This window comes from Rhizobium sp. P38BS-XIX (assembly GCF_012641435.1).
Lineage (GTDB): Bacteria > Pseudomonadota > Alphaproteobacteria > Rhizobiales > Rhizobiaceae > Rhizobium.
This window is the reverse complement of record NZ_JABAIJ010000004.1, coordinates 47,049-68,055: the sequence shown is the minus strand read 5'-3', so window position 1 is coordinate 68,055 and position 21,007 is coordinate 47,049. Positions and strand designations below refer to the sequence as shown.

The following is a 21,007-nucleotide window of genomic DNA, read 5'->3' as shown; positions in this document are numbered from 1 at the left end:
GGCCGAGACAATCATCGGCTGAATATTCGAAACTGTAGATATCGGACACATCAGGCAACGGTAAGCTTGTAAGTTTTGCCCAGAAGCTTATGTCATGGTATTAAAAGTCCAGTCCATAGGAGATGTTTTGAATAGGGCTCGTCCAGCGCTTCTTCTACTGAGCGCTTCCCTGATTCCAGTCATTATTCTAGCTGCGGCAATGGGTTGGTTTTTCGTTACCGCGCAGCGGGAATCGCTCGACAATGATATCCGGGTGAAGGCTGAAACGATCGCGGCGACCATCCAACGTGAATTGGATACTCAGATCCAGCTCCTGTCGGTGATCGCCGAGTCGCCGAGATTCGATCTGCCGATTACGCGTTCGAGCTTTGCGGAAACAGCGCGCCGGCTGCGTGAGCGTGTGCCCGGCTGGGATCAGATTCGCGTGTCCGATGAAGACGGCAATGTCGCCTTATCCTTGCCTCCGCTGGAGACGTCGTCCAGCCGGCGCGTCATCGATCTTGAAAGTTATACCAGATTGCTTGCGACCGGGCAGGCAGTCGTAGGCAACATCGTGATTGGTACGAAAGGCCGACCCGCATTTGCCATCCGAGTACCGATCGAAAGAAACGATAAGATAAAGGCCGTCCTGTCGGCAGTCATACGCCCGGCAATGGTTACGAACCTTCTGCGCGCTTCGGGGCTTCCCGACACGTGGCCGGCCTGGATCGTCGACGGGCAAGGGCGATTGATCACATCGACAGGTCCAACCGAACTGGCAGGCAAGCCGGAGACCGAGTTTGCAGGTTTTTCGGGCACCGAAACGGCGCTTGCGACTTTGAAGGACGGGGGAGAACTACGCGTAGCGGACGCCGTTCTTTCGCAAACACCTTGGCGGGTGAAAGTCGGTATACCGATGGCAGAATATGATGCGCTGGCCAACAAGGCTCTCGTATTCGTTGTTGCCGGGTGTTGCTTTACGATCTTGCTCGCCGGCGCGGCCGCCGCTCTTCTCCAACGTGAAGTCAATTTTCGCAACCGCGAACGCGAGAGCTTGGCCAATTGGCAACGAATGGATGCCTTGGGAAAACTGACGGGCCAGGCCGCGCATGATTTCAACAATCTCCTCATGATTTTTCAATCGGGTGTCGAAGGTATCAAGCGGCGCAGAGATGATGAGCAGAGAGTGACAAAATTGCTTAGCCACATGGCGGACGGCGTGGAGCAGGGAAAGGCAATTACGAGGCGCCTGCTATCTTTTTCAAAGCGCTCCAATCAGAGTGCTGCGCACATCGAATTGGATACCAAAATTGTCGAATTCGAACCTCTGCTGCGACAAGCACTTAATGACACGATTGTCATGGATGTGAGCGTACGTGGTGATCTTTGGCCCGTTCGCGCCGATCCGGTAGGACTTGAAATCGCGCTCATCAATCTTTTGACAAATGCGCGAGAGGCAATGCCGAATGGGGGGCGCGTCTATATCGCGGCCACAAACATCGAGGACGGTGCTTCGGAGGATGGCGCGCTTCGTGGGCAGTATGTGGCGCTGACTGTCACGGACACCGGAAAGGGTATCGATTCCGCCAATCTAACGCGGGTGTTCGAGCCGTTTTTCTCAACGAAAGACAATGGTCGGGCCGGCCTGGGTTTGACTCAGGTTCACAGCTTCATGCAGGCGGCTGGAGGCAAGGTGAAGGTCACTAGCCTAGCCGGTCACGGCAGCGCCTTTACGCTCCTATTGCCAAAATCGGACGCGCCACGGGCGCGACACGGTGACGAAAGTGGAAATTTCGATTTACCGAAAACCATCTTGATCGTTGACGATACACCTGCATCACTGGAATCCGTCCGATTTGCCTTGGAAGGAACGGTGACAACTATTTTGACGGCAACGGGCGGCGTCGAGGCGCTTGCAATCTTGGAGGATCGGTCTGATATCGAGGCCATCGTGAGTGATATCATGATGCCGGAAATGTCGGGGATTCAACTTGCCGACGCTGTGGCGCGAAAATATCCACGATTGTTGATCGTGTTGATGACAGGATATAGCGACAAGCTTGAAGCCGGCCTGGAGATCGATCGCCCAGTTGTCGGCAAGCCATTCAAGATTGAAGAACTCGCCAAAGCATTGGCGGCAGAGGCGTCGAAGTCTGTAGATCTCAGCAATGTCGTGCGCTTTGACGTGAACTCAAAAACTTCATGATGAATTGAAATGAGCGGATTGCCGGACGCGTTAACTGCTGCTCCAATCTGCTGGAACGGTGAGCCAGTGATGAAGTGCAAATTCTGTTAGGTCAGAACTGCGGCGGTTGACTTGGCATGTCTACTCTATTCCGTACGGAAAACGATATTCAGGGTTCACCATCGTCTTCGTCCCGAGCACTCATCGCGATGTCGTGCAGCGCCTGTGTGTCCTCTGGATCGTATTCCGCTGCCATGATCACGGACAGGAACGCCGCGCGCGCAACGTCCTTCTTCGTCGCGTCCGGATACCTCTGCCTGACGGCGTCGATGAGTGCCTTTGGCTTCATTCCCGGTTTCGCCAATTGCCTGATCGTCTCGGCGATCTCCTTTGTCTCCCGCAGCTTCTCTTCCCGCATGTCACGCTCCCGATCAATTTTCGGCAGACATAACACTCGTCCGTGTGGCCTGTATGAAAGTTTCCTAAACGACAGGTTTCCATGGTCGCGGGGCCGGCGAGTTACCTCGCTATCGCCTCGTTTCGTCTCACATCACTGAGATCAGGACATTGCTCCGCGCTGGTGCGTGCTTGATCGCGATCGACGCGACGAGCAGCCCTACTCCCAGGGCGACTCGGGGCGGCGAGCAGGGCAGGGATTTTCTACCACCCCGTGATTATGACGGGCCAGCTGCGCTCAATCAAACGGCGGTTCGTAAGGCTGACAATTCTGCAAACGGCAGCTTCGGTCCTTGGCCGGCACCCAATCATCCGTCGCTACTTCACCGGAATTGCAATAGCCGCTATCGCTCACATACCGATCGTAAAGTGTTCCCGACTGGCGAGACCCAGGATGAGTGATGATAGCCGCGCCGCGGCTTGCAATGGCAGAGCGCAGCTCGCCGCATGTGTGGCGAGTGGCGTCGATGCGAGAAATCGCGAATGCGGGTGAAGTCGAAAGGCCGATGGCGCAAATAAGCAGGAAAGAATTCACGTTGCCGAGAAGGTTGCGCATCACTGTAACTCCGTTGTCGTCCAACTAAACTTCATCGCGTTTGCAATGGTTCCGAAGACACCAGCAAATGAAGCCGGATGAGATCCTGCGGCACCAACACGCATTGAAAAGTTTCTCGCCGAGCAATTGCAGGATGTCGATTTCATACAAAGACGATTTTCGATGCTTCGTTCGAACGATGCCGGCATACGCCTCGTACTGATCGGATTCCCTGTCGCTGAAAAGATAGACGGCCGGCTGCCTTCCTTGATTATTTATAAAGGCGAAGTCCTCAGGAAAGCGATATTCGGTGAGCGCCTGCGGAGGTGATGTCGGTCTTGGGTCGTCCACGCCGCCGCAGCTTGTCGAGAAGAAGATAGATGACGGGCGTCGTGTAGAGGGTCAAAAGCTGACTGACGACGAGGCCGCCGACGATTGCGTAACCGAGTGGCTGGCGGAGCTCCGCACCCGATCCGTGTCCGATGGCAAGCGGCAGGCCACCGAGCAAAGCGGCCATAGTCGTCATCAGAATGGGTCTGAACCGCATCTGCGCCGCTCTGACGATTGCTTGCTCGCTTGTGAGACCCTCGTCTCGTTCTGCCTGAATGGCGAAGTCTATCAGCATGATGCCGTTTTTCTTGACGATACCGATCAGCAGAATGACCCCGATCATCGCGACAAGCCCGAAATCGAAACCCGCCAGCTGAAGTGCCAACAGCGCTCCCAGTCCGGCGGACGGCAAAGTTGAAAGGATGGTCAGCGGGTGAACGAGGCTTTCATAAAGGACACCGAGAATGATGTAGACGACGACCAACGAGGCGAGAATTAGCAGGGGAATGGTGCCGAGCGAGTCCTTGAATGCTTTGGCGCTGCCTGAGAACGTCGTCTGGAGCGAGCCGGGTGGATGCATGTCGGCGACGGATTTTTCGATCGCTTGTGTCGCCTCTCCAAGCGCGACGTCTGGTGCAAGATTGAACGAGATCGTAACAGCTGGAGACTGCCCCTGATGGGAAATCGAAACCGGCGAGGTGCCGTTCGTGGTCCATCTGGCGACGACCGATAGCGGAACCAGTGTGCCATTGCTTGCTCGAACGGAAAGACGGTCGAGCGTCGCGATATCCCGTTGCAAATTTGGCAGGACCTCCAAGACAACACGAAACGTATCGGTCTGCGTTGAGAACGAAGAAACCTGGCGTTGGCCGAAAGCGTCATAGAGCGTCTCGTCGATGGTCGCGGGCATGACACCGTAGAGGGTTGCCGCCGCTCTATCGATTTTGATGGTCAGGTTTGGGGCTTCGGCCTGCTGGTCGCTTCCCACGTCCCTCAGTTCCGACAATCCCTGCAGCTTGCTGGTGATCTTAGCGGACCAAGCGCTCAATTCCGCGATATCGGCATCCTGCAGGGTGAATTGATATTGCGTCTTTGCCGGTCGTGCACCGATGTTGATGTCCTGAGCAGACTGCATGAAAAGCTTGATACCCTGTTGAGCGTTCAAGGCCGATCCCAGCCGATCGATGACGGCTTTTGCGCTGGCATCGCGATCCTCCCGGGGTTTTAAAGTGATGTTGACGTGGCCTTGATTGAGTGCGTTGCCGCCATTGCCGCCGCCTATGTCCATGAACACGCTGAAGACCGCGGGGTCTTTCATGATGATGGCGCTCACTCGTTCCTGCAGTTTCGCCATCTCCGTGAAGGAAATATCTGGCGATGCTTGAGACAGTCCGGCGATAAAGCCCGTGTCCTGTTCAGGGAAAAAGCCTTTCGGTGCGACGATGAACAGGTAGGCCGTCGCCGCGATCGTTGCCATGAAGACGGTCAGCGTCAGATAGCGATGACGAATGACCGGTTTCAAGCTACGGACATAGAGCGATGTCAGTCTCTCGAAGAATGCTTCGCCGGCCTTGTAGAAACGCCCGCGTTGGCTTTCTTCAATCGGACGAACGAATTTTGACGCCAGCATCGGGGTTAGTGTCAGGGAAACGATTGCGGAAATGACGATCGCGACAGTCAACGTCACCGCGAATTCGCGGAAAAGCCGCCCGACGATCCCACCCATCAACAGGATCGGGATTAGAACTGCGATCAGGGAAAGGCTAATCGATACGATGGTGAAGCCGATCTCACGTGCGCCTGTCAGCGCGGCCTGCTGCGGGTCAATCCCATCCTCGATGTGACGCGTTATGTTTTCCAGCATGACGATTGCATCGTCCACCACGAACCCGACCGCCACGACGAGAGCCATCAGCGACAGATTGTCGAGGCTGAAACCCAGAAGCCACATCGGCGCGAGCGATCCGGCAAGTGCTATTGGGAGGGTCAGGACCGGAATGATCGTCGCGCGTACGTTGCGAAGGAACAGGAAGATGACGACGACGACGAGACCGATGGTCAGCATGAGAGTGAACTGGACGTCGTTCACTGAGGCCCTGATCGTGGTCGTGCGATCGGTTACCAGTTCGAGCCTGATCGACCTTGGCAACGAAGCCTGAAGCGCCGGCAGCTGCTCTTTTACGGCGTTTACGACGGCAATGACATTGGCGCCCGGTTGGCGGAACACATCAAGCGCAATGCCCCTCTTGCCGTTGGTCCAATGAGCCATCTTGCTGTTTTCCGCACCGTCAGTCGCCTGACCGATATCGCGAATGCGGACCGGGCCGCCGTTACGGTAAGCGATAACGGCGTCGTTCCACTCGGCACTGCTCGAGATCTGATCGTTCGTATAGATCGGAAAGGTCCGTGTGGGATCGTCGATATTTCCCTTGGGCGCGCTGAGACTGAGGTTGCCGATTGCGGTGCGGACATCTTCCAGGGTCACGTCGGCCTGGGCAAGACGACCGGGATCGACGGCAATCCGGATGGCAGGCTTCTGCTTGCCACCGATATTGACGAACGCCACGCCTGAGACCTGACCGATTTTCGAGGCAACGTTACGCTCGATATATTCGTCAAGCTGGGGGAGGGTCAGGGTGTCCGAGGTTGCCGACAGCTGCATAACGGGCGCATCGGCAGGGTTTGCCTTGTGTACCGTCGGCAGCGAGGTCATGTCTTTGGGAAGCTGTCCCGCCGCTTCGCTGATCGCGGTCTGCACGTCGCTTGCCGCCGTCTGAATATCCTGATCAAGACCGAACTGCACGGTGATCGAGGTCGTGCCGAGTGCGCTGTTCGAGGTCATCTCGGTAATGCCGCTCACTCGCGAAAGGGCTTCTTCTATAGGTTGCGCGACGCTGGACGCCATCGTCTCGGGCGAGGCGCCGGGAAGGTTGGCTTCGATCTGGATCGTCGGAAAGTCGATCTGTGGGAGAGCCGATACCGGCATAAAGGGATAGCAGACCGCGCCAACCAGAAACATCCCACACATGATCAGGCCGGTTGCGACCGGATGCATGATGAAAAAATCGAAGAAACCTGCGGCTTTTGTTTGCTTCTGATCAGAGGACATCATGGCGTCGCCTTGTCGGCGAGTTCTCCGGTCGGTGTGCCGGTCCATGGCGAAACCGTGACCTTCGTGCCCTCGCCAATGCGTGATTGACCGTCCATGACGACCTGCTCGCCATTGGCGATGCCTTCAGTGACCAACGCCCGCGCATCCGTCACGAAAGCCGTCCGGACCATGCGTTTTGAAACCTTGCCGTCGCCTGAAACAACGTAGGCGTACAGGCCGTCTCTGCCGCGTGCCAAGGCCTTGTCGGGCACGACGATACCTCGGTGCTTTTCAACGGTCAGAATTGTTGCGACGGGCAAGCCGGGCCATAGGATGCCGTCTTTGTTGTCGAACGTCGCTTTGAGGTGTATCGAGCCGTTCGATGCATCCACGGCGTTGTCCATGATGGTCAACCGGCCCTTAGTAAGGACCCGGCTGCCGTCCGTCGACGCCAATGTCACTTCCGAAATTCCTTGTTTGAGCGCTTCACGGATTTCGCCAAACCTGTCGCCTGGCGCGACGAAGGAAACAGCGATTGGATCCATCTGTGTGATTGTAACAATACCGTCGGTCGAGCTGGCACTTATGACGCTGCCGACGTTGACTTGCCTGAAGCCGGTTCGACCTGAAAATGGTGCAACAACCGTCGCAAAACTGAGCTGTGTCTCGGCGCTTTTGATCAAGGCATCGTCGGACTGCACCGCTGCGGCATATTGCTCGCTCGCCGCATTCTTCTGCTCCATCGTCGATGCGGAAGCCACGCCTTTTTCAGCGAGAGCCGCATAGCGCTCGGCATCCGCCTTGGCGCTGTTAAGCTGCGCCTCATCCTGCGCTTTCTTGGCCTTTGCCGAGTTGAGAGCAGAAACGAGCTCCCTGTCGTCAAGCTTCAGGATGATGCTTCCCTTTTCCACGATCTCGCCTTCGGCAAAAGGTACTTCGACCACCTGACCGTCGATACGGGGGCGGACAGTCACGGATTGGAGCGGTGCGACCGTTCCTATCCCATTAATCACACGGTCCAGCTGTTCGATTTTTGCGGTGATTACGGTCACCGGTACCGCCGGTGCCTCATCCGCTGCAGAAGCGTTGAGGGACTGTGCAGCAAGTAGTGTTGCCAGCGTAAGTAGCCGGCCGCCGAGAGCGACCGGCAAGAGAACGGAAGAACTTGTCATGCGTGTCACTCCATCAAAGCCGCGGAAGAACGCAACAAATCCAGATTGGTTCAACCTGGCCGCGATGAAGGTCATTTCACCGCGAGAATCGGATACTTGCCTCGTATTTTGGACACTCGCGTTAAAGGCGCAGATGGCGCATTGCTGCTTCGATGGGACCGCCATGCGGCGGTGGGGGCGCCGGTGGGCCGAGAGAAACAGTTTCGCCGTCCTGACGGATCAGGAAACTGGCGTGAAGGAAGCCCTCATCGAAACGCCCCTGGATACGAACGGGCTCCCCGATCTCAACGAGCTTGCCGCTTTCGCCGGCTGGCCCTGTCTCGACGAGTGCGCGACCGGTATCATCCTGGACGATAAATTTGTTACCGAAGAGTTCTGCCACCTTGCCTTTGACCGTTACGATGTTCCAATCGTCCTTCAGGCTCGAAATAGCGACCGGAGCAATAGGTGGCATCTGGACGCTTGGGCGCGTCAAGCTTATCGCAACCGCGCCTCCAGTCGCGCCGATCGCAAGGATTGCGATTGCGGCGACGCTGAAGGCTGCAACGTGCCTACGGCCGGCGCGGCGCTTCGGCGCGTTGTCAGCTGGTTGGTTGATCTCGGTGTCATTTGTCATATCAGGAAGTCCCATACTGGTTTCGACGAGTGGAAATTTATCGCCTGTTTCCCGACGCAGGCTGAACCTTCCGGTTCAGTTTCAGTTAAGGGTCCACGCCTTAGTTCTAACCAAGCCTTGAACCCGAAAGAGTAGCAATGCGAGTACTTTTGGTTGAAGACGACAGTGACTTATCCAAGCGGCTGGCAGCAAGTTTGCGAGCCGAGAATTTTGTTGTTGATGTCGCCATCAACGGCGAGGACGCCGAGCATGCGGGGCTTACAGAGATTTACGACGCTGCCGTTCTCGATCTCGGTCTGCCGAAAGTCGACGGGGTCTCGGTGCTGCGGTCGTGGCGCGATGCCGGACGGACCGTTCCGGTCATTGTCCTGACGGCACGTGATGGGTGGCCGGACAAGGTCGCCGCTTTCAAAGCAGGCGCAGACGACTTTGTGACCAAGCCATTCAAGATGGAGGAGCTTGTCCTTCGTCTGCGCGCCGTTGTTCGTCGCTCAACCGGCCATGCGGCCTCGCAGGTTAACTGTGGGGCGCTCACCTTTGATGCGCAGCTTGGCACCTTTGAGCTAGATGGTCTTCCATTGAAACTGACCGCGTTCGAATGGCGGGTCCTGTCCTGTCTGATCCTGCGCAAGGAAACCATCGTAGACCGCCGCGAACTGACCGAGCGAGTTTACGAAAGCGACGCGGATGTTGATTCCAATTCGCTCGAGGTCATCGTTGGCCGACTGCGCAAGAAGATCGGCACAACCTTCATCGAGACGACCCGAGGTCGTGGTTACATGCTGACGGCGCGCGAATGACCATACGCCGTTTCTTCAAGGCCAGCATAGCCGGTCGGCTTGTCATCTTCTCGGCCGTGTTTGCTGGCGCAACGATCTCCATCGCTGCCTTGGTTCTTTGGTTTATCGTCACCTCGATTGTGAGGGAACAAATTGATCAGCGGCTTGACGTTCAGATCGAGGGTATTCGCAACGCCCTAACTGCGGACACCAGCGGCAAGGTCGCAATCAAAACGTCGTTGGACGGTCCGCCTTTCGATAGGCTTGGCTCGGGTTGGTATTGGCAGGTGACTGGCAAAGGTTTGGACCTGTCATCCCGGTCACTGGTCGGAACCAACCTTGAAATGACACCGCCGCGTTTTGAATGGACAAGTCTCCTGCTTGAGCGATCGCAGCCCACCGAAGGGACCGACAATCAAGGAACGCGTCTCCATGTCCGGGTTGTCAACGCGCTCGTCGATAATCAAGCTGTTAGGATCCTGGTGACGGCTCCGACATCGGCGATCTTCGTGCCGGCTTTGAAGGCACTTGCCTGGCTGATCGCGACGATGATCGCGCTCGGTCTTGCGTTGATGATCGGCGGGTTCCTCCAGGTGAGGTTTGGACTAAAGCCGCTCAGAGCCCTGACATCAGAGCTTTCCGCGATTTCGGGCGGTCAAGCGGCGAGGCTCTCGGCAGTCGACGTTGTGGAACTGGCACCGATCGGAGATGAGATAAACCGCCTGATCGAAATGAACGATGTCCGTTTGCACGACACTCGCATCCATTTCGCAAATCTCGCACATAGTCTGAAGACGCCGGTGGCAAGCCTTCAACTCGCGCTTAATGATCAGAATGACACCACTGGTGAACTGCGCGATCTTGTCAAACGTGTAGAGCTTCGCATTCGCCATCACCTCGCGCGGGCGCGATCGACAACTTCGGCGGTCGGACAAACGCAGACAGTATCAATCGGTCCTCGGATCGAGGATATTTTGAACATGATGCGTCGGCTCTACGCCGATCGGCGCCTTTCTGCCACTCTGAAGATAATGTCGGAAACCGTCGTTGCGTGTTCGGCCGAGGATTTTGACGAGATCGTCGGAAATATCGTTGACAACGCCTTTAAGTGGGCGCGGACGTCGATCTCCATAAGTGTCACATCCGACAGAGATCGCGCAGCGATCACGGTCGCCGACGACGGGGCGGGCCTGTCCGATAGCGAAATCGCTCGGGCGATGGCGCCAGGCGTTCGCATCGATGAGACTGTCCCAGGCCATGGCTTCGGCCTTAGTATCGCAAAGGAACTCTCCGAGCTCTATGGCGGCTCCATCAGCATCCCGTCTGGTCAAGATTCCGGCCTTGTCGTCGTCATTGGTCTTCCCCTAGGAAAGGCCTGACCCCACCTTGAGGATCGCGTGTAAAAGGAACCTTTAGCTAATTCAAGCATTTGCCTTCGCCCTCTAAAAGGGCGATCCAGCATGATTAGAGGCCCAGGCTTGAGCGCACACCGAAATTCCAAAGCACTTACCATCAACGACATCACCGTCATCGAAGACTCCAAACTTAAGAAAGCGATCACCGCAGCTGCTCTTGGCAACGCGATGGAATGGTTCGATTTCGGCGTCTATGGCTTTGTGGCAGCGACCGTCGGCAAGGTTTTCTTTCCCGATGCATCGCCGGCAGTTCAGACGGTCGCTGCGCTTGCGACCTTCTCCGTGCCGTTTCTCGTCCGGCCGCTGGGTGGTTTAGTCTTCGGTGTGATCGGTGACAAATTCGGACGACAGAAGGTCCTGTCCCTGACGATCGTCATCATGGCAATCAGCACCTTCTGCATCGGACTTATTCCCAGCTTTGCAATGATTGGACTTTGGGCACCGATCCTCCTTCTGATCTGCAAGGTTGTTCAGGGCTTCTCGGTCGGCGGCGAATACACGGGTGCGGCTATCTTTGTCGCGGAATATTCACCGGATAGACGTCGCGGCTTTCTTGGCAGCTGGCTGGACTTCGGTTCGATCGCCGGTTTCGTGTTGGGCGCAGGCCTGGTTGTGGTCCTCAGTGCCGCAATGAGCGAGGCCAATTTCATCGCGTGGGGCTGGCGCTTCCCATTCTTCCTCGCGGCCCCGCTCGGCTTGGTCGGTTTATATTTGAGACACGCCGCCGAAGAGACGCCCGCCTTTACCGAGCGCCTGCGCGCCGAGAAGGAGGACAAGGATGCTCTGAGGGAGCGCCCGATGGTCCCGTTCATGGAGATTATCAGGAAGCATCCTCGTTCACTGGCTATTTGCATTGGTATGGTGCTCGTAACGAACGTCACCTACTACATGCTGCTGACCTACATGCCGACCTATATGGCGAAGACCCTCGGCTATAGCGAGGATCATGGTGCTCTCATCATCGTTGCCGTCATGGTTGGCATGTTGTTCGTACAGCCGCTTGTCGGATTTCTAAGCGACCGCATTGGCCGGCGTCCCTTTCTTGCTGTCGGCAGCGCCGTCGTTCTGCTGCTCTCACTGCCTGCGTTTCATCTGATCGCAAGTGGCAACACCATCGGTATCTTCTTCGGGCTATTGATCCTTGCCGTCGGGTTAAACTGCCTTGTTGGTATTCTTGCTGCAACGCTGCCGGCGCTCTTTCCTACCCGCATCCGCTACAGTGCACTGGCGATGTCCTTCAATATCTCGATCGTCGTCGCGGGTCTGACGCCCACAGTGACCGCCTGGCTAGTCGAGGCGACAGATAATATCTACATGCCCGCCTACTACCTGATGATCGCGGCAACGGTCGGCCTGATCACGACTATTTTTCTGAGAGAAACCGCAAACCGACCGCTTTACGGCGATACGCCCAATGCCTCCAACCGGAAGGAAGCAAAAGCCCTTCTTGCCGAACATTATGCCTATATCGAAGAGAGTGTCGAAGAGATCGACGATGCGATAAACGATCTCAAGGAACAAATGGACCTTCTCCAGAAAAAGCGCGACAATCTCGGGGGGCAGCATCCGAAGCTCGCCTGAGCGGCCCGCCCGTCGAGCCGCCGTTCTGCCTCCAGCGCCGACAGCAGTGGGATAAGCCTTGACTGAGAGAACTCCCGTGCGCGTGTTCAAGCTCCACATCAATGAACCATCTTATCGGGGCGCTATTCGATAAGATTAACGGCTTTAGTTGTGTCGATTTCCGCGTATCTCAACAATTATTTGATATTATGATTTAATATACTGAAATACAAATACACTATTAAGTATGATTTAATGGAGGAGGCGTAGATATATCAACATAACTTCAAGGCTGGCGCATTTTATTGAGGGATGCTCAGTGAATATACTTGATCGTGGTGCCAATGCGGTTGCGGTTCTAGCGGCTGTTTCCAGATCCCAGGCGATGATCGAATTCGATCTCTCGGGCAACGTCCTCACTGCAAATGCGAATTTCTGTCAAACGCTCGGATATGAGCTCGACGAGATCCTGGGCAAAAACCACAGAATATTCGTCGAACCCGGCTATGCCGCTTCATCCGACTACAAGGCATTCTGGTCGAAACTTGCCGCGGGCAACTTTGACCGGCAGCAATACAAGCGGATTGGAAAAAGTGGCCGGGAAATCTGGATAGAGGCGTCCTACAATCCCGTTTTCCGCCGAGGCAAACCGGTCAAAATTGTCAAGATCGCGACCGATATTACCTCGCAGAAGATGAAAGCCGTTGAAGATGCGGGAAAGATAGAAGCTCTTTCTCGAGCCCAGGCTCTCATCGAGTTCACGCCGGGTGGAGACATCCTGACAGCCAATGAAAATTTCCTCGCTTCCCTGGGCTATTCTCTTTCTGAGATCCAGGGAAAGCATCATTCGATGTTTTGCGATCCCTCCTACACCGCATCGGATGCCTACAAGCAGTTTTGGACAACACTCGCTGCCGGCGGTCTGGTTGCCGATGAATTCATGCGATTGGGCAAAGGCGGCCGCAAAGTTTTTATCCAAGCCTCCTACAATCCGATATTCGATCTCAACGGCAGGGTATTCAAAGTCGTTAAGTTTGCCACAGACGTCACCGGCCGCGTCGAGAATGTCGAGCGCCTTGCCGATTGCTTGACCAGACTTTCGGACGGCGACCTCTCGCAGGAGATCGAAAAGCCATTCATTCCTTCGCTGGAGAGGCTACGCACTGATTTCAACAGTGCTTCCAATAAGCTCAGCCGAGCAATGACTACGGTCGCCGACAATGCCCACGCAATATCGTCGGGTTCGAATGAAATTCGCACAGCCGCAGACGACCTCGCCAAACGCACGGAACAGCAAGCCGCATCGATCGAACAAACGGCCGCCGCTCTGGAGGAAATTACGCGGACAGTCAAAGATTCCAGCCGTCGTGCCGAAGAGGCGGGTGGCTTGGTTGGCAAAGCACGCAGCCATGCGGAGCATTCGGGTGGGGTCGTGCGCAATGCGATCGGTGCTATGGACCAAATCGAAGCGTCGTCCCGTGAGATTTCGAACATCATCGGCGTTATCGACGAAATCGCTTTTCAGACAAACCTTCTCGCGCTCAACGCCGGAGTCGAAGCGGCAAGAGCAGGGGACGCGGGGAAGGGATTTGCGGTTGTCGCGCAGGAAGTGCGCGAACTCGCACAAAGATCAGCAAAAGCGGCCAAGGAAATCAAGGTGCTGATTACTGCGTCGGGCGCGCAAGTGTCAAATGGTGTTGCGCTTGTCACAGATGCCGGCGCTGCCTTGCAGGAGATAGCCGCCCAGGTGCAGGAAATCGATCTCAACGTCGTGGCGATTGTCGAGGCCGCCCGCGAACAGGCAACGGCTCTCGGCGAAGTTAGCCAAGCCGTGAACACTGTTGATCAGGGAACTCAAAAGAACGCGGCTATGGTGGAGGAGCAGACTGCTGCTAGCCACAGCCTTGCGCGCGAAGCGGCGGCGTTGTTCGATCTACTTGCGCAGTTCGAGTACGATGGGGTTCAACGAAGATCGGACCATGCAAGATCCCGGACGCTTCGCCCGGTATCTTCAGCCTCAGGTCGGCCATTGGCGCATAAGACCGCGTAAGATCGGCAGGCGCGGGGCAGGCTTGGATGCAGCGCAAGGTGCCGATTTGATTGTGGCGAATAAAGCCGTATTCCTGAACAAAGAGAGAGCCGCTGGCGTTTGCAGTGGCTCTCTGCGCACTTGTCAAAGAGCCGCCTTGACCTTTCCGGCGACATCCGGCGGCAACCATTTTGTCCATAGATCAGGGTAGGTATGAAGGAAATATTTAGCCCCATCTTCATTGGTGCCCTGGTTTGCGTCCATCCAGGCCAATATCTTGCCGACGGTCTTGTTGTCCCACTTACGGGTTTTGAGATAGTCCAGCGCCACGCCCGCGCGCTCCGCGAACTGTTTGGTGACCACTGTCAGTACGATCGAAATCGGATAGGAATTCACCTTGGGATCGGGGCAGTCCGCAACCGCTGTGCACCGGTCCCATTCCGCTTTGTCGTTGGGTGTCCCGAAATCGAGTTGCACCATATCGTACTTGCCCATGATCGTGGTCGGTGCCCAATAGTATCCGAGCCATCCCGTCTTCTTCTCGAACGCGTTCGCAATTGAACCATCGAGTGCGGCAGCCGATCCTGTTTCGACGAGATCGAAACCCTTTTGCTGGGCGCCAAGTGCCTTGTAGAGGTTGCTTGTCACGATCTCGCAATTCCAACCAGATGGACAATTCATGATCGCGCCGTGCGACGGATTTTCCGGCGCCGGGAACAACTCCGGATGTTTAAGGGCTTCCTGCACAGTGGTGATCTCAGGATGCGCATCGGCGATGAATTTCGGGATCCACCAACCTTCCACGCCGCCGTCACTCAAGAGCGGCGCAACCTCGATCAGGCGGCCTTCCTTAACCGCTTCGTCCAATGGCGTTCGAACAGCATTGATCCACATCTCCGGCGCAACATCCGGTTCGCCTTTTTCATTCATGGATGTGAATGTCGGCATGGTATCGCCGGTGACCAGCGACACGTTACAGCCATAGCCGTTCTCCAGGATGATCTTGTCGACATGCGCGGCAACGCCTGCGGAACCCCAGTTCATTTCGGCTATCGACACATTGCCGCAATCCGCCGCCTGGCTGACATCCGCCGACGCCCAGGCGCCGACCACAAACATCATAAATGCGATGAACCTGTACATTGATCAACGATCTCCAGTCTTGGTTTCGGAAGTTCAATTCTTTCTGGCCAAATACGGTTGCCAAAGCTGCGTGAGCTCGCAGTCTGGTCCGCCCTTGATGTGGCTGAGGTCTAGGACAACAGTCGGCTGTCGAAGGGATAGCGCGTTAGGTCTTCGTATCCGGTCTCGGTGATGAGCACCTGGTCCTCGAGCTTGATGGAGAAGTCACCACCCTCGGGGCTTACGAGAGCTTCAACGCAGATGGTCATGCCGGGCTCCAGAGCGGCGTCGAAGGCACCCTCCACCCACGCATCCGGGTAGGGTACGAACGGCCACTCGTCGCAGAGGCCTACGCCGTGCATTTTGCAGGAGTATTTCTGCTTCCAATAGCGGTCTTCAAGTTGGTGGCCGCCATGCGTGAGTTCCTTGATCGTGACGCCCGGCTTGAGCATCGCCATGTTCTCGCGGATATGGTCAACGGCGTGCTGCATGGCAGAGACCATGGCGTTGCCCGGGCGCGCATCGCCAATCCACCATGTGCGAGAAATGTCCACGCACATGCCGTAACAGCCGACGAGATCGGTATCGAAGGCGACGATCTCATTGTTGCTGACGATTCGCGGCCCACACTCCTGGAACCAAGGATTGGTTCTCGGTCCCGACGTGAGGAGCCTCGTCTCGATCCATTCGCCGCCACGGCGAATATTGCCTTTGTGAAGCTCGGCCCAGATATCGTCCTCGCTGACATCTCCGTTCGGAACGTTCGCTCGGGTGAAAGCTTCCATTTCCGACAGCGCGTTCTCGCAGGCAACATGGGCGCAGCGGATCGCGTTGATTTCGTCCTGCCCCTTGATCGAGCGGGCGCGTTCGGTCAACGCCTCTCCTTCCATGACCTCAAAGCCGGCTCTTTCCAGAGCGCGCAAGCCATGAACCATGATCTTGTCGACGGCAATCCGTCTGTTCGCGCCGACATGGGAACGCATGACCTCGTCAACCTGGGCTGCGAAGGTGCCGGCGTCGTGCTCTGTGGCGTCGCCGCAGACATTGTAAAAGAAAGAGGCACCGTGCCTGAGCTCTTTGACGAGCGGATTATAGGTCACCAGGAACGGCGCCTGCCTGTACTCCCACATGACCATGTGACCATCGGCGCAAATGAGACAGGCGCGAAACGGATTGTGGCTGTTCCAGAGCTGCATATTGGTCGTATCGGTTGCATAGCGGATATTGAGGGGATCGAACATCAGCAAGCCGCCGATGTCCTTGGAGACTAACCCCTCCACTAGGCGCCGCCAGCGGAAATCGCGCATTCGCGCGAGGTCGGGCAGCACCAGCCCGGCAGCTTCCCATTCCCGGAAGGCAAGTTGGGTTGGGCCAATTTCGATGCGGTCGTTGTCGTTCGGCGTACCGTCACCGAGACGATCTCCCCGCGAAGGATCGATTTTGCGCCGATTGCGGAAATAGTCGTCCATGTTCAGTCCCCTCGACATGACGCCGTATCCATGTGCCGGCGTCTTTTTCTTCAGGGAATGATTGCTGAGCGCGAAGGTGCCGACAAACGGTGATTTCTCGGCCTATGCATGTGTTTTTGGAATGTATAAGGCCGATGAATTGTCCTTGAGGGGCCGCAGTCGGCGAACGAGATCATTCGTCGTTGAACTGCACAGTCTTGCGGATCATGAAGTCCACGAAGGAGGACCGGACCTCCATATCATGCTCGTCATCCCGGGCCCTGATGAAATAGCCGCGGTCGTAGCCCACTGTTATTGGAAATGGGGTCGTGAGAATCCCTGCGGCGAGGTCATCCCGAATATAGGCGTGGTCACCGATCCCGATCCCGGCTCCCTGCTTGACGGCCCTCAACACCAGATCAGCGGTTTCGAACACCAGACCTCGTTCGAAGGGCACGTTCGGATAGCCGGCGGCGGCCAGCCATTTCTTCCAGTCGCCGTATCGATCCTCCCATTGCTGGACATGCAGAAGCGTGGCCGAACGTAGCATCTGCTCGGGCGTGATGCCTGAAAGCCCTGCTGCATAGGCGGGGGAGCAGACCGGTACGAGGCGCTCGGTAAAGAGAAGCCGCGACCCGCGCCGGCGGCGTCTTGCATACGTGAATTCGATCGCGACATCGACTGTGCCGCCATCCAGCGCTGTACCTTCACTATCAACTCGCAGCCGGATTTCTGTGGCGGGATGCAGCTTTTGAAACTCGATGATGCAGGTCGTACCCCAGCGGACAGAAAAGGTTGGCGGCATCGCCACCGTCATGATCGATCGGTCCGTGTGTGTCGATGCTTCGCGCACGCCCTTCTCGATCTCCAAGAACGCGATTCGCCAGTGTGAAAGTAGTATCTGCCCTTGGGGCGTTAGTGCCAGGCGCCGTGTGAAGCGTTCAAACAGCGGAAAGCCCAGTTGCTCCTCCAGACTTTGAACCTGACGGCTCACGGCGCTCTGTGTCAAATGCAGTTCCGCGGCAGCCTTGGTGAAGCTCAAATGCTCGCCCGCAACCACGAAGCATCGCGCTGAATTCAAAGATGGAATTCGCCAGCCCATTCTCATCCCCACATTAGTTTAGCATTCCCGATCCTCATTCATAGAAAGCTTAAGCGTGTGTTGTCCAACGGCGTTTGATGCGCAAAGCAATCGGGCAGATTTTGTGTGTCGCATTTCGGTGGGCGAACAAGTCTCGCGCGGCAGATCGTGATCGCGGTTGGCTGGCTCGGCCTGACCGCGCTTGCTAACATGTCTGGTCGGGTCATGGACTGTGCTGCGTATCGAACGCAAAGCCGACAACAGCCGGATGGACGGCCTAGGTGCGCACGCGACTGCCGGCCACGCCACAGGCTGTGAGCCGGTGAAATCCGCCATAGATTGCTATTGATTGATGACGGATCGTCGCGTTTACAAATAGCCTTTCGGCATCGAGCTAAAGATCAACCAACTGCCTTGACATCATTGCCGGATCAGTTGGCTGAGCTGGGCCAGAATTGCTTCCTTCAAATAGGGTTTTCGCACGACGGGAGCATCGGCAAACAGTTCTTGGACTGCTCCGTGCTCGCCATAACCCGTCGCAAACATGAATGGAATGCCTCGATCAACGAGGAGTTGGGCGATCGGCTCCGACGTACCATCGCCGAGATTGACATCAAGAATTGCAACATCGGGCAGAGGGCTCGAAGAAAGGCAGGCAATCGCGTCCCGCGAGGACGTAACGGTGGCAAGCACAGTCAGGCCGGCATCATCAAGAATTTGTTCAAGGTCCATGGCGATGAGCATCTGATCCTCGACGACCAGGACCGACTTGCCGACGAGATCGACCGGAGGCGCGTTGAAAAGAGGCCTCTCGGTGGAAATCTGCGCGACTTGGCCACCCCGCAAGGAAATAAAGCGAGGCGGTATCCTAAACTTCGCGATGACGCCGTCCGGGTGATACTGGACATTGCTCTCGCCGCCGAGATCGAAAGGCAGGCTCCGGTCGACGAGGACCGTGCCGAAGCCGCGACGGCTTGGAGGCGTCACAACCGGGCCATGGCTTTCAGTCCAGACGATATCGCAAGCCCCGACTGCGTCGACATTCCAGTCAACCTCGAGCCTTCCCCCTGGGCGCGACAACGCACCATACTTCGCGGCGTTCGTCGACAGCTCATGCAGGACCAAGGCCATGACCGAGAAGGAGCGCGCGTCCATCCACACTTCGGGACCATGAAGTTCGATTGCAGTGGTCTTCAGTTGATAAGGTGACAGTTCGGCGTCCAGCAATTGTCTGAGCGCACCACCACCTTCGCCACGTATCACTTGGTCGTGGGCAACCGACAGGGCTTGTATCCGGCCGCGCAGTGCCTCGACATACCCCGTCAGCGATGCGCCCGCGTCTGTTGGGGCTGCAACCAAGGATTTGATCACCGCGAGGATGTTCTTAACACGATGATTCAATTCATCGTTCAACATGCGTTGCCGGACTTCCGCTTTCGCGCGTTCGTCAGCCAAAAGTTCGGAATGTTGAAGGATAACGCTTGTCAGCGTCGTACGCGCGGCTTCGCCAATCTCGCGCTCGCGTTCTGTCCAGGGCAGAGATTGCTGATGAACGGTTTGTTTCCAGATCGCAAAACTCTTGCGTGGCGTCAGCCTTTCTCCCAAGGGACCCGTTTCGTATGCCTTCTCCGGATTTCCTGCCCAGTCCAACGTTTGCACGACTTCCTTGCGAAACAGGAAAGCGTAGTCGCGGGGACGCTGCGACAACGGTATCATGAATATGCCAGAGGCTTCGGCGGCATACTCGTCCGCCCCCGGCACCATCGTTGCGAGAGCGTGCGTTGCCCAAATGCCTCCGTCAGCAACGGTTTGTGCGAACCGGGCGAGGGCTGGTACGGCGATATCGGGGGGTGTGGTGCCCTGACGGGTCAGCTGACCATCGAGCCAGATGGCCACCCCGTCTGCGGCGATGAGGCGAGCGAAATCGTCGATGCGTTCACGCAGAAGGTCATTGATATTTTCAACGCGCGCAGCCTCACTTAACAAGCCGTCGAGCGTAGAGCGGGCGATGGTCGCCGACTCCAGCGTCTGCTTGTGTCCGAGGGCGTTGAGATGCAAGGAGAAAAAATCGCCGAACATTTCGGCGGCAACGCGCTGCGGCATTGAAAGCGTGCGCGGACTGTAGTGATGGCACGCGATCATGCCCCACAATGCGCCGTCGATAATAATTGAGATCGACATCGAGGCGCTGACACCCATATTGCGAAGATATTCGCAGTGAATCGGTGACACGCTCCGCAGATGGGCAAAAGACAGGTCGAGCGGTTCGCCGGAATGATCAAGTGCAGGAACGATTGGCACAGGCTTGAAGTTCGCATCCGAGATGATCCGGATTTTGTTCTTGAGGTAGAGGGCGCGCGCCTGTTGCGGGATATCTCCGGCGGGAAAATACTGACCAAGAAAGCTCTCAAGGTGCGGACGCTTGGCTTCGCTGATTACCTTTCCAGCGCCATCCGGGCCGAATTTATAAATCATCACCCTGTCGTAATTGAGCAAGGCCTGAATGAGGCGTGCCGCGTCTCGGATCAGACGCTCCGTGGACGTGACTGCGGCGATGCGATCGGCCATCGTTCTCGAAAGATCGAGAGGCTCTCCGATTGCACCCTCGGCAGGTTCGATTTCGATGATCGTATAGCCCTTGAAGCGGTGGACGGCGAGGTCGAATTGACCATCGCCTATCTGCCGTCCAAATAGGAGGGCTGGCCGTGCCCCTTCCTGGCTTCGAGCCAAAGCGTTGCGCAGGTCATGACCGACTGCTTCCCCGACAATATCTGTCAGCGCGCGGCCATTGAAATTATCCTCCAAACCCAGCATGCCAGGGGCGTTCACGGAATGACGCATGACTGTTTGGACAGCCATATCGCACGCGATCAAGCAACCGTGCGGTTGAATGCTGCCCGGGATATGAATGGGTTCGATATCGCAATTGGTGAGATCGACGGCAGCGGCTTCAGTCACGTTGGTCCTCCGTCAGGCAAGCACCGCGACCGAACCAGATTTCAGCCTGGAAAAGGTGCGGTCACCAGGTTGCCATTATATCCCTGTCTCGCCTACGAGTTTTGGAGATTGATATCAAGGGCTTCCTCCCCTTACGCCCGTTGACTTTCGCCGCGTCCCACAGGGGTCGATTGTACTTTAGTCGTAGGTATCCGCTTCGTATCGTCGCAATAAACCAACGGTCTCGGTCATGTCAGGGGCGAGTCGGTTTG

General features: G+C 56.6%; 14 protein-coding genes. 5 read left to right on the top strand and 9 right to left on the bottom strand.

What is annotated here, in order from left to right:
- The first annotated feature begins 94 nt into the window (after positions 1 to 94).
- Positions 95 to 2,185, top strand: a complete 2,091-nt coding sequence (locus HGP17_RS14740; protein ID WP_246704102.1) for a cache domain-containing protein — start codon at positions 95 to 97, stop codon at positions 2,183 to 2,185.
- Between the two features lie 148 nt (positions 2,186 to 2,333).
- On the opposite strand, the gene HGP17_RS14735 is transcribed toward HGP17_RS14740, so the two are convergent.
- The 5 genes from HGP17_RS14735 to HGP17_RS14715 form a co-directional block, all read right to left on the bottom strand.
- Positions 2,334 to 2,582 carry a hypothetical protein gene (locus tag HGP17_RS14735; protein ID WP_168810170.1) on the bottom strand — a complete coding sequence of 83 codons (249 nt, stop codon included), beginning with the start codon at positions 2,580 to 2,582 and terminating at the stop codon, positions 2,334 to 2,336.
- Between the two features lie 276 nt (positions 2,583 to 2,858).
- Positions 2,859 to 3,176, bottom strand: coding sequence for a hypothetical protein (locus tag HGP17_RS14730; RefSeq protein WP_168810168.1), 318 nt, complete (start codon positions 3,174 to 3,176; stop codon positions 2,859 to 2,861).
- 271 nt (positions 3,177 to 3,447) lie between these two features.
- Entirely contained in the window at positions 3,448 to 6,597 is a 3,150-nt protein-coding gene (locus HGP17_RS14725; RefSeq protein ID WP_168810166.1) for an efflux RND transporter permease subunit, read from the bottom strand.
- Positions 6,594 to 7,748 (bottom strand): efflux RND transporter periplasmic adaptor subunit, encoded by a 1,155-nt coding sequence (locus tag HGP17_RS14720; RefSeq protein ID WP_168810164.1) that lies wholly within the window; start codon positions 7,746 to 7,748, stop codon positions 6,594 to 6,596. Before HGP17_RS14720 ends, HGP17_RS14725 begins: the two co-directional genes overlap by 4 nt.
- 121 nt (positions 7,749 to 7,869) lie before the next feature.
- A complete protein-coding gene (locus HGP17_RS14715; RefSeq protein ID WP_168810162.1) occupies positions 7,870 to 8,364 on the bottom strand; it encodes a hypothetical protein in 495 nt (164 codons plus the stop codon).
- A gap of 137 nt (positions 8,365 to 8,501) precedes the next feature.
- Between HGP17_RS14715 and HGP17_RS14710 the strand changes: the two genes are divergently transcribed.
- The 4 genes from HGP17_RS14710 (at position 8,502) to HGP17_RS14695 (ending at position 14,168) form a co-directional block, all read left to right on the top strand.
- A complete protein-coding gene (locus tag HGP17_RS14710; protein ID WP_168810159.1) occupies positions 8,502 to 9,164 on the top strand; it encodes a response regulator transcription factor in 663 nt (220 codons plus the stop codon).
- Positions 9,161 to 10,522, top strand: a complete 1,362-nt coding sequence (locus HGP17_RS14705; RefSeq protein WP_168810157.1) for a HAMP domain-containing sensor histidine kinase — start codon at positions 9,161 to 9,163, stop codon at positions 10,520 to 10,522. Before HGP17_RS14710 ends, HGP17_RS14705 begins: the two co-directional genes overlap by 4 nt.
- A 99-nt stretch (positions 10,523 to 10,621) precedes the next feature.
- The gene (gene proP / locus HGP17_RS14700; protein ID WP_246704101.1) at positions 10,622 to 12,139 is read left to right on the top strand and encodes a glycine betaine/L-proline transporter ProP; all 1,518 of its coding nucleotides are present in this window, start codon (positions 10,622 to 10,624) and stop codon (positions 12,137 to 12,139) included.
- Positions 12,140 to 12,437: 298 nt separating this feature from the next.
- Positions 12,438 to 14,168: a PAS domain-containing methyl-accepting chemotaxis protein gene (locus HGP17_RS14695; protein ID WP_168810153.1), complete on the top strand. Its 1,731-nt coding sequence runs from the start codon at positions 12,438 to 12,440 to the stop codon at positions 14,166 to 14,168.
- Between the two features lie 123 nt (positions 14,169 to 14,291).
- Here HGP17_RS14695 and HGP17_RS14690 read toward each other — a convergent pair whose 3' ends face one another.
- The 4 genes from HGP17_RS14690 to HGP17_RS14675 all read right to left on the bottom strand — a co-directional run bounded on the left by HGP17_RS14690 (position 14,292) and on the right by HGP17_RS14675 (position 20,756).
- Positions 14,292 to 15,290: an ABC transporter substrate-binding protein gene (locus tag HGP17_RS14690; RefSeq protein WP_168810151.1), complete on the bottom strand. Its 999-nt coding sequence runs from the start codon at positions 15,288 to 15,290 to the stop codon at positions 14,292 to 14,294.
- A gap of 110 nt (positions 15,291 to 15,400) precedes the next feature.
- On the bottom strand, positions 15,401 to 16,738 hold the full coding sequence (gene dddP, locus HGP17_RS14685) for a dimethylsulfonioproprionate lyase DddP (protein WP_168810149.1): 1,338 nt from the start codon (positions 16,736 to 16,738) through the stop codon (positions 15,401 to 15,403).
- Between the two features lie 172 nt (positions 16,739 to 16,910).
- Complete coding sequence (locus HGP17_RS14680) at positions 16,911 to 17,819, bottom strand: LysR substrate-binding domain-containing protein (RefSeq protein WP_168810147.1); 909 nt, start codon at positions 17,817 to 17,819, stop codon at positions 16,911 to 16,913.
- Between the two features lie 399 nt (positions 17,820 to 18,218).
- Positions 18,219 to 20,756: an HWE histidine kinase domain-containing protein gene (locus HGP17_RS14675; RefSeq protein WP_348648941.1), complete on the bottom strand. Its 2,538-nt coding sequence runs from the start codon at positions 20,754 to 20,756 to the stop codon at positions 18,219 to 18,221.
- Between the last annotated feature and the right edge of the window lie 251 nt (positions 20,757 to 21,007).

Bases quoted from the DNA above. Each gene is read 5' to 3' on its own strand.
- HGP17_RS14740 (WP_246704102.1), top strand. From the start codon at position 95: ATGGTATTAAAAGTCCAGTCCATAGGAGATGTTTTGAATAGGGCTCGT.
- HGP17_RS14735 (WP_168810170.1), bottom strand. From the start codon at position 2,582: ATGCGGGAAGAGAAGCTGCGGGAGACAAAGGAGATCGCCGAGACGATC.
- HGP17_RS14730 (WP_168810168.1), bottom strand. From the start codon at position 3,176: ATGCGCAACCTTCTCGGCAACGTGAATTCTTTCCTGCTTATTTGCGCC.
- HGP17_RS14725 (WP_168810166.1), bottom strand. From the start codon at position 6,597: ATGATGTCCTCTGATCAGAAGCAAACAAAAGCCGCAGGTTTCTTCGAT.
- HGP17_RS14720 (WP_168810164.1), bottom strand. From the start codon at position 7,748: ATGACAAGTTCTTCCGTTCTCTTGCCGGTCGCTCTCGGCGGCCGGCTA.
- HGP17_RS14715 (WP_168810162.1), bottom strand. From the start codon at position 8,364: ATGACAAATGACACCGAGATCAACCAACCAGCTGACAACGCGCCGAAG.
- HGP17_RS14710 (WP_168810159.1), top strand. From the start codon at position 8,502: ATGCGAGTACTTTTGGTTGAAGACGACAGTGACTTATCCAAGCGGCTG.
- HGP17_RS14705 (WP_168810157.1), top strand. From the start codon at position 9,161: ATGACCATACGCCGTTTCTTCAAGGCCAGCATAGCCGGTCGGCTTGTC.
- HGP17_RS14690 (WP_168810151.1), bottom strand. From the start codon at position 15,290: ATGTACAGGTTCATCGCATTTATGATGTTTGTGGTCGGCGCCTGGGCG.
- dddP (WP_168810149.1), bottom strand. From the start codon at position 16,738: ATGGACGACTATTTCCGCAATCGGCGCAAAATCGATCCTTCGCGGGGA.
- HGP17_RS14680 (WP_168810147.1), bottom strand. From the start codon at position 17,819: ATGGGCTGGCGAATTCCATCTTTGAATTCAGCGCGATGCTTCGTGGTT.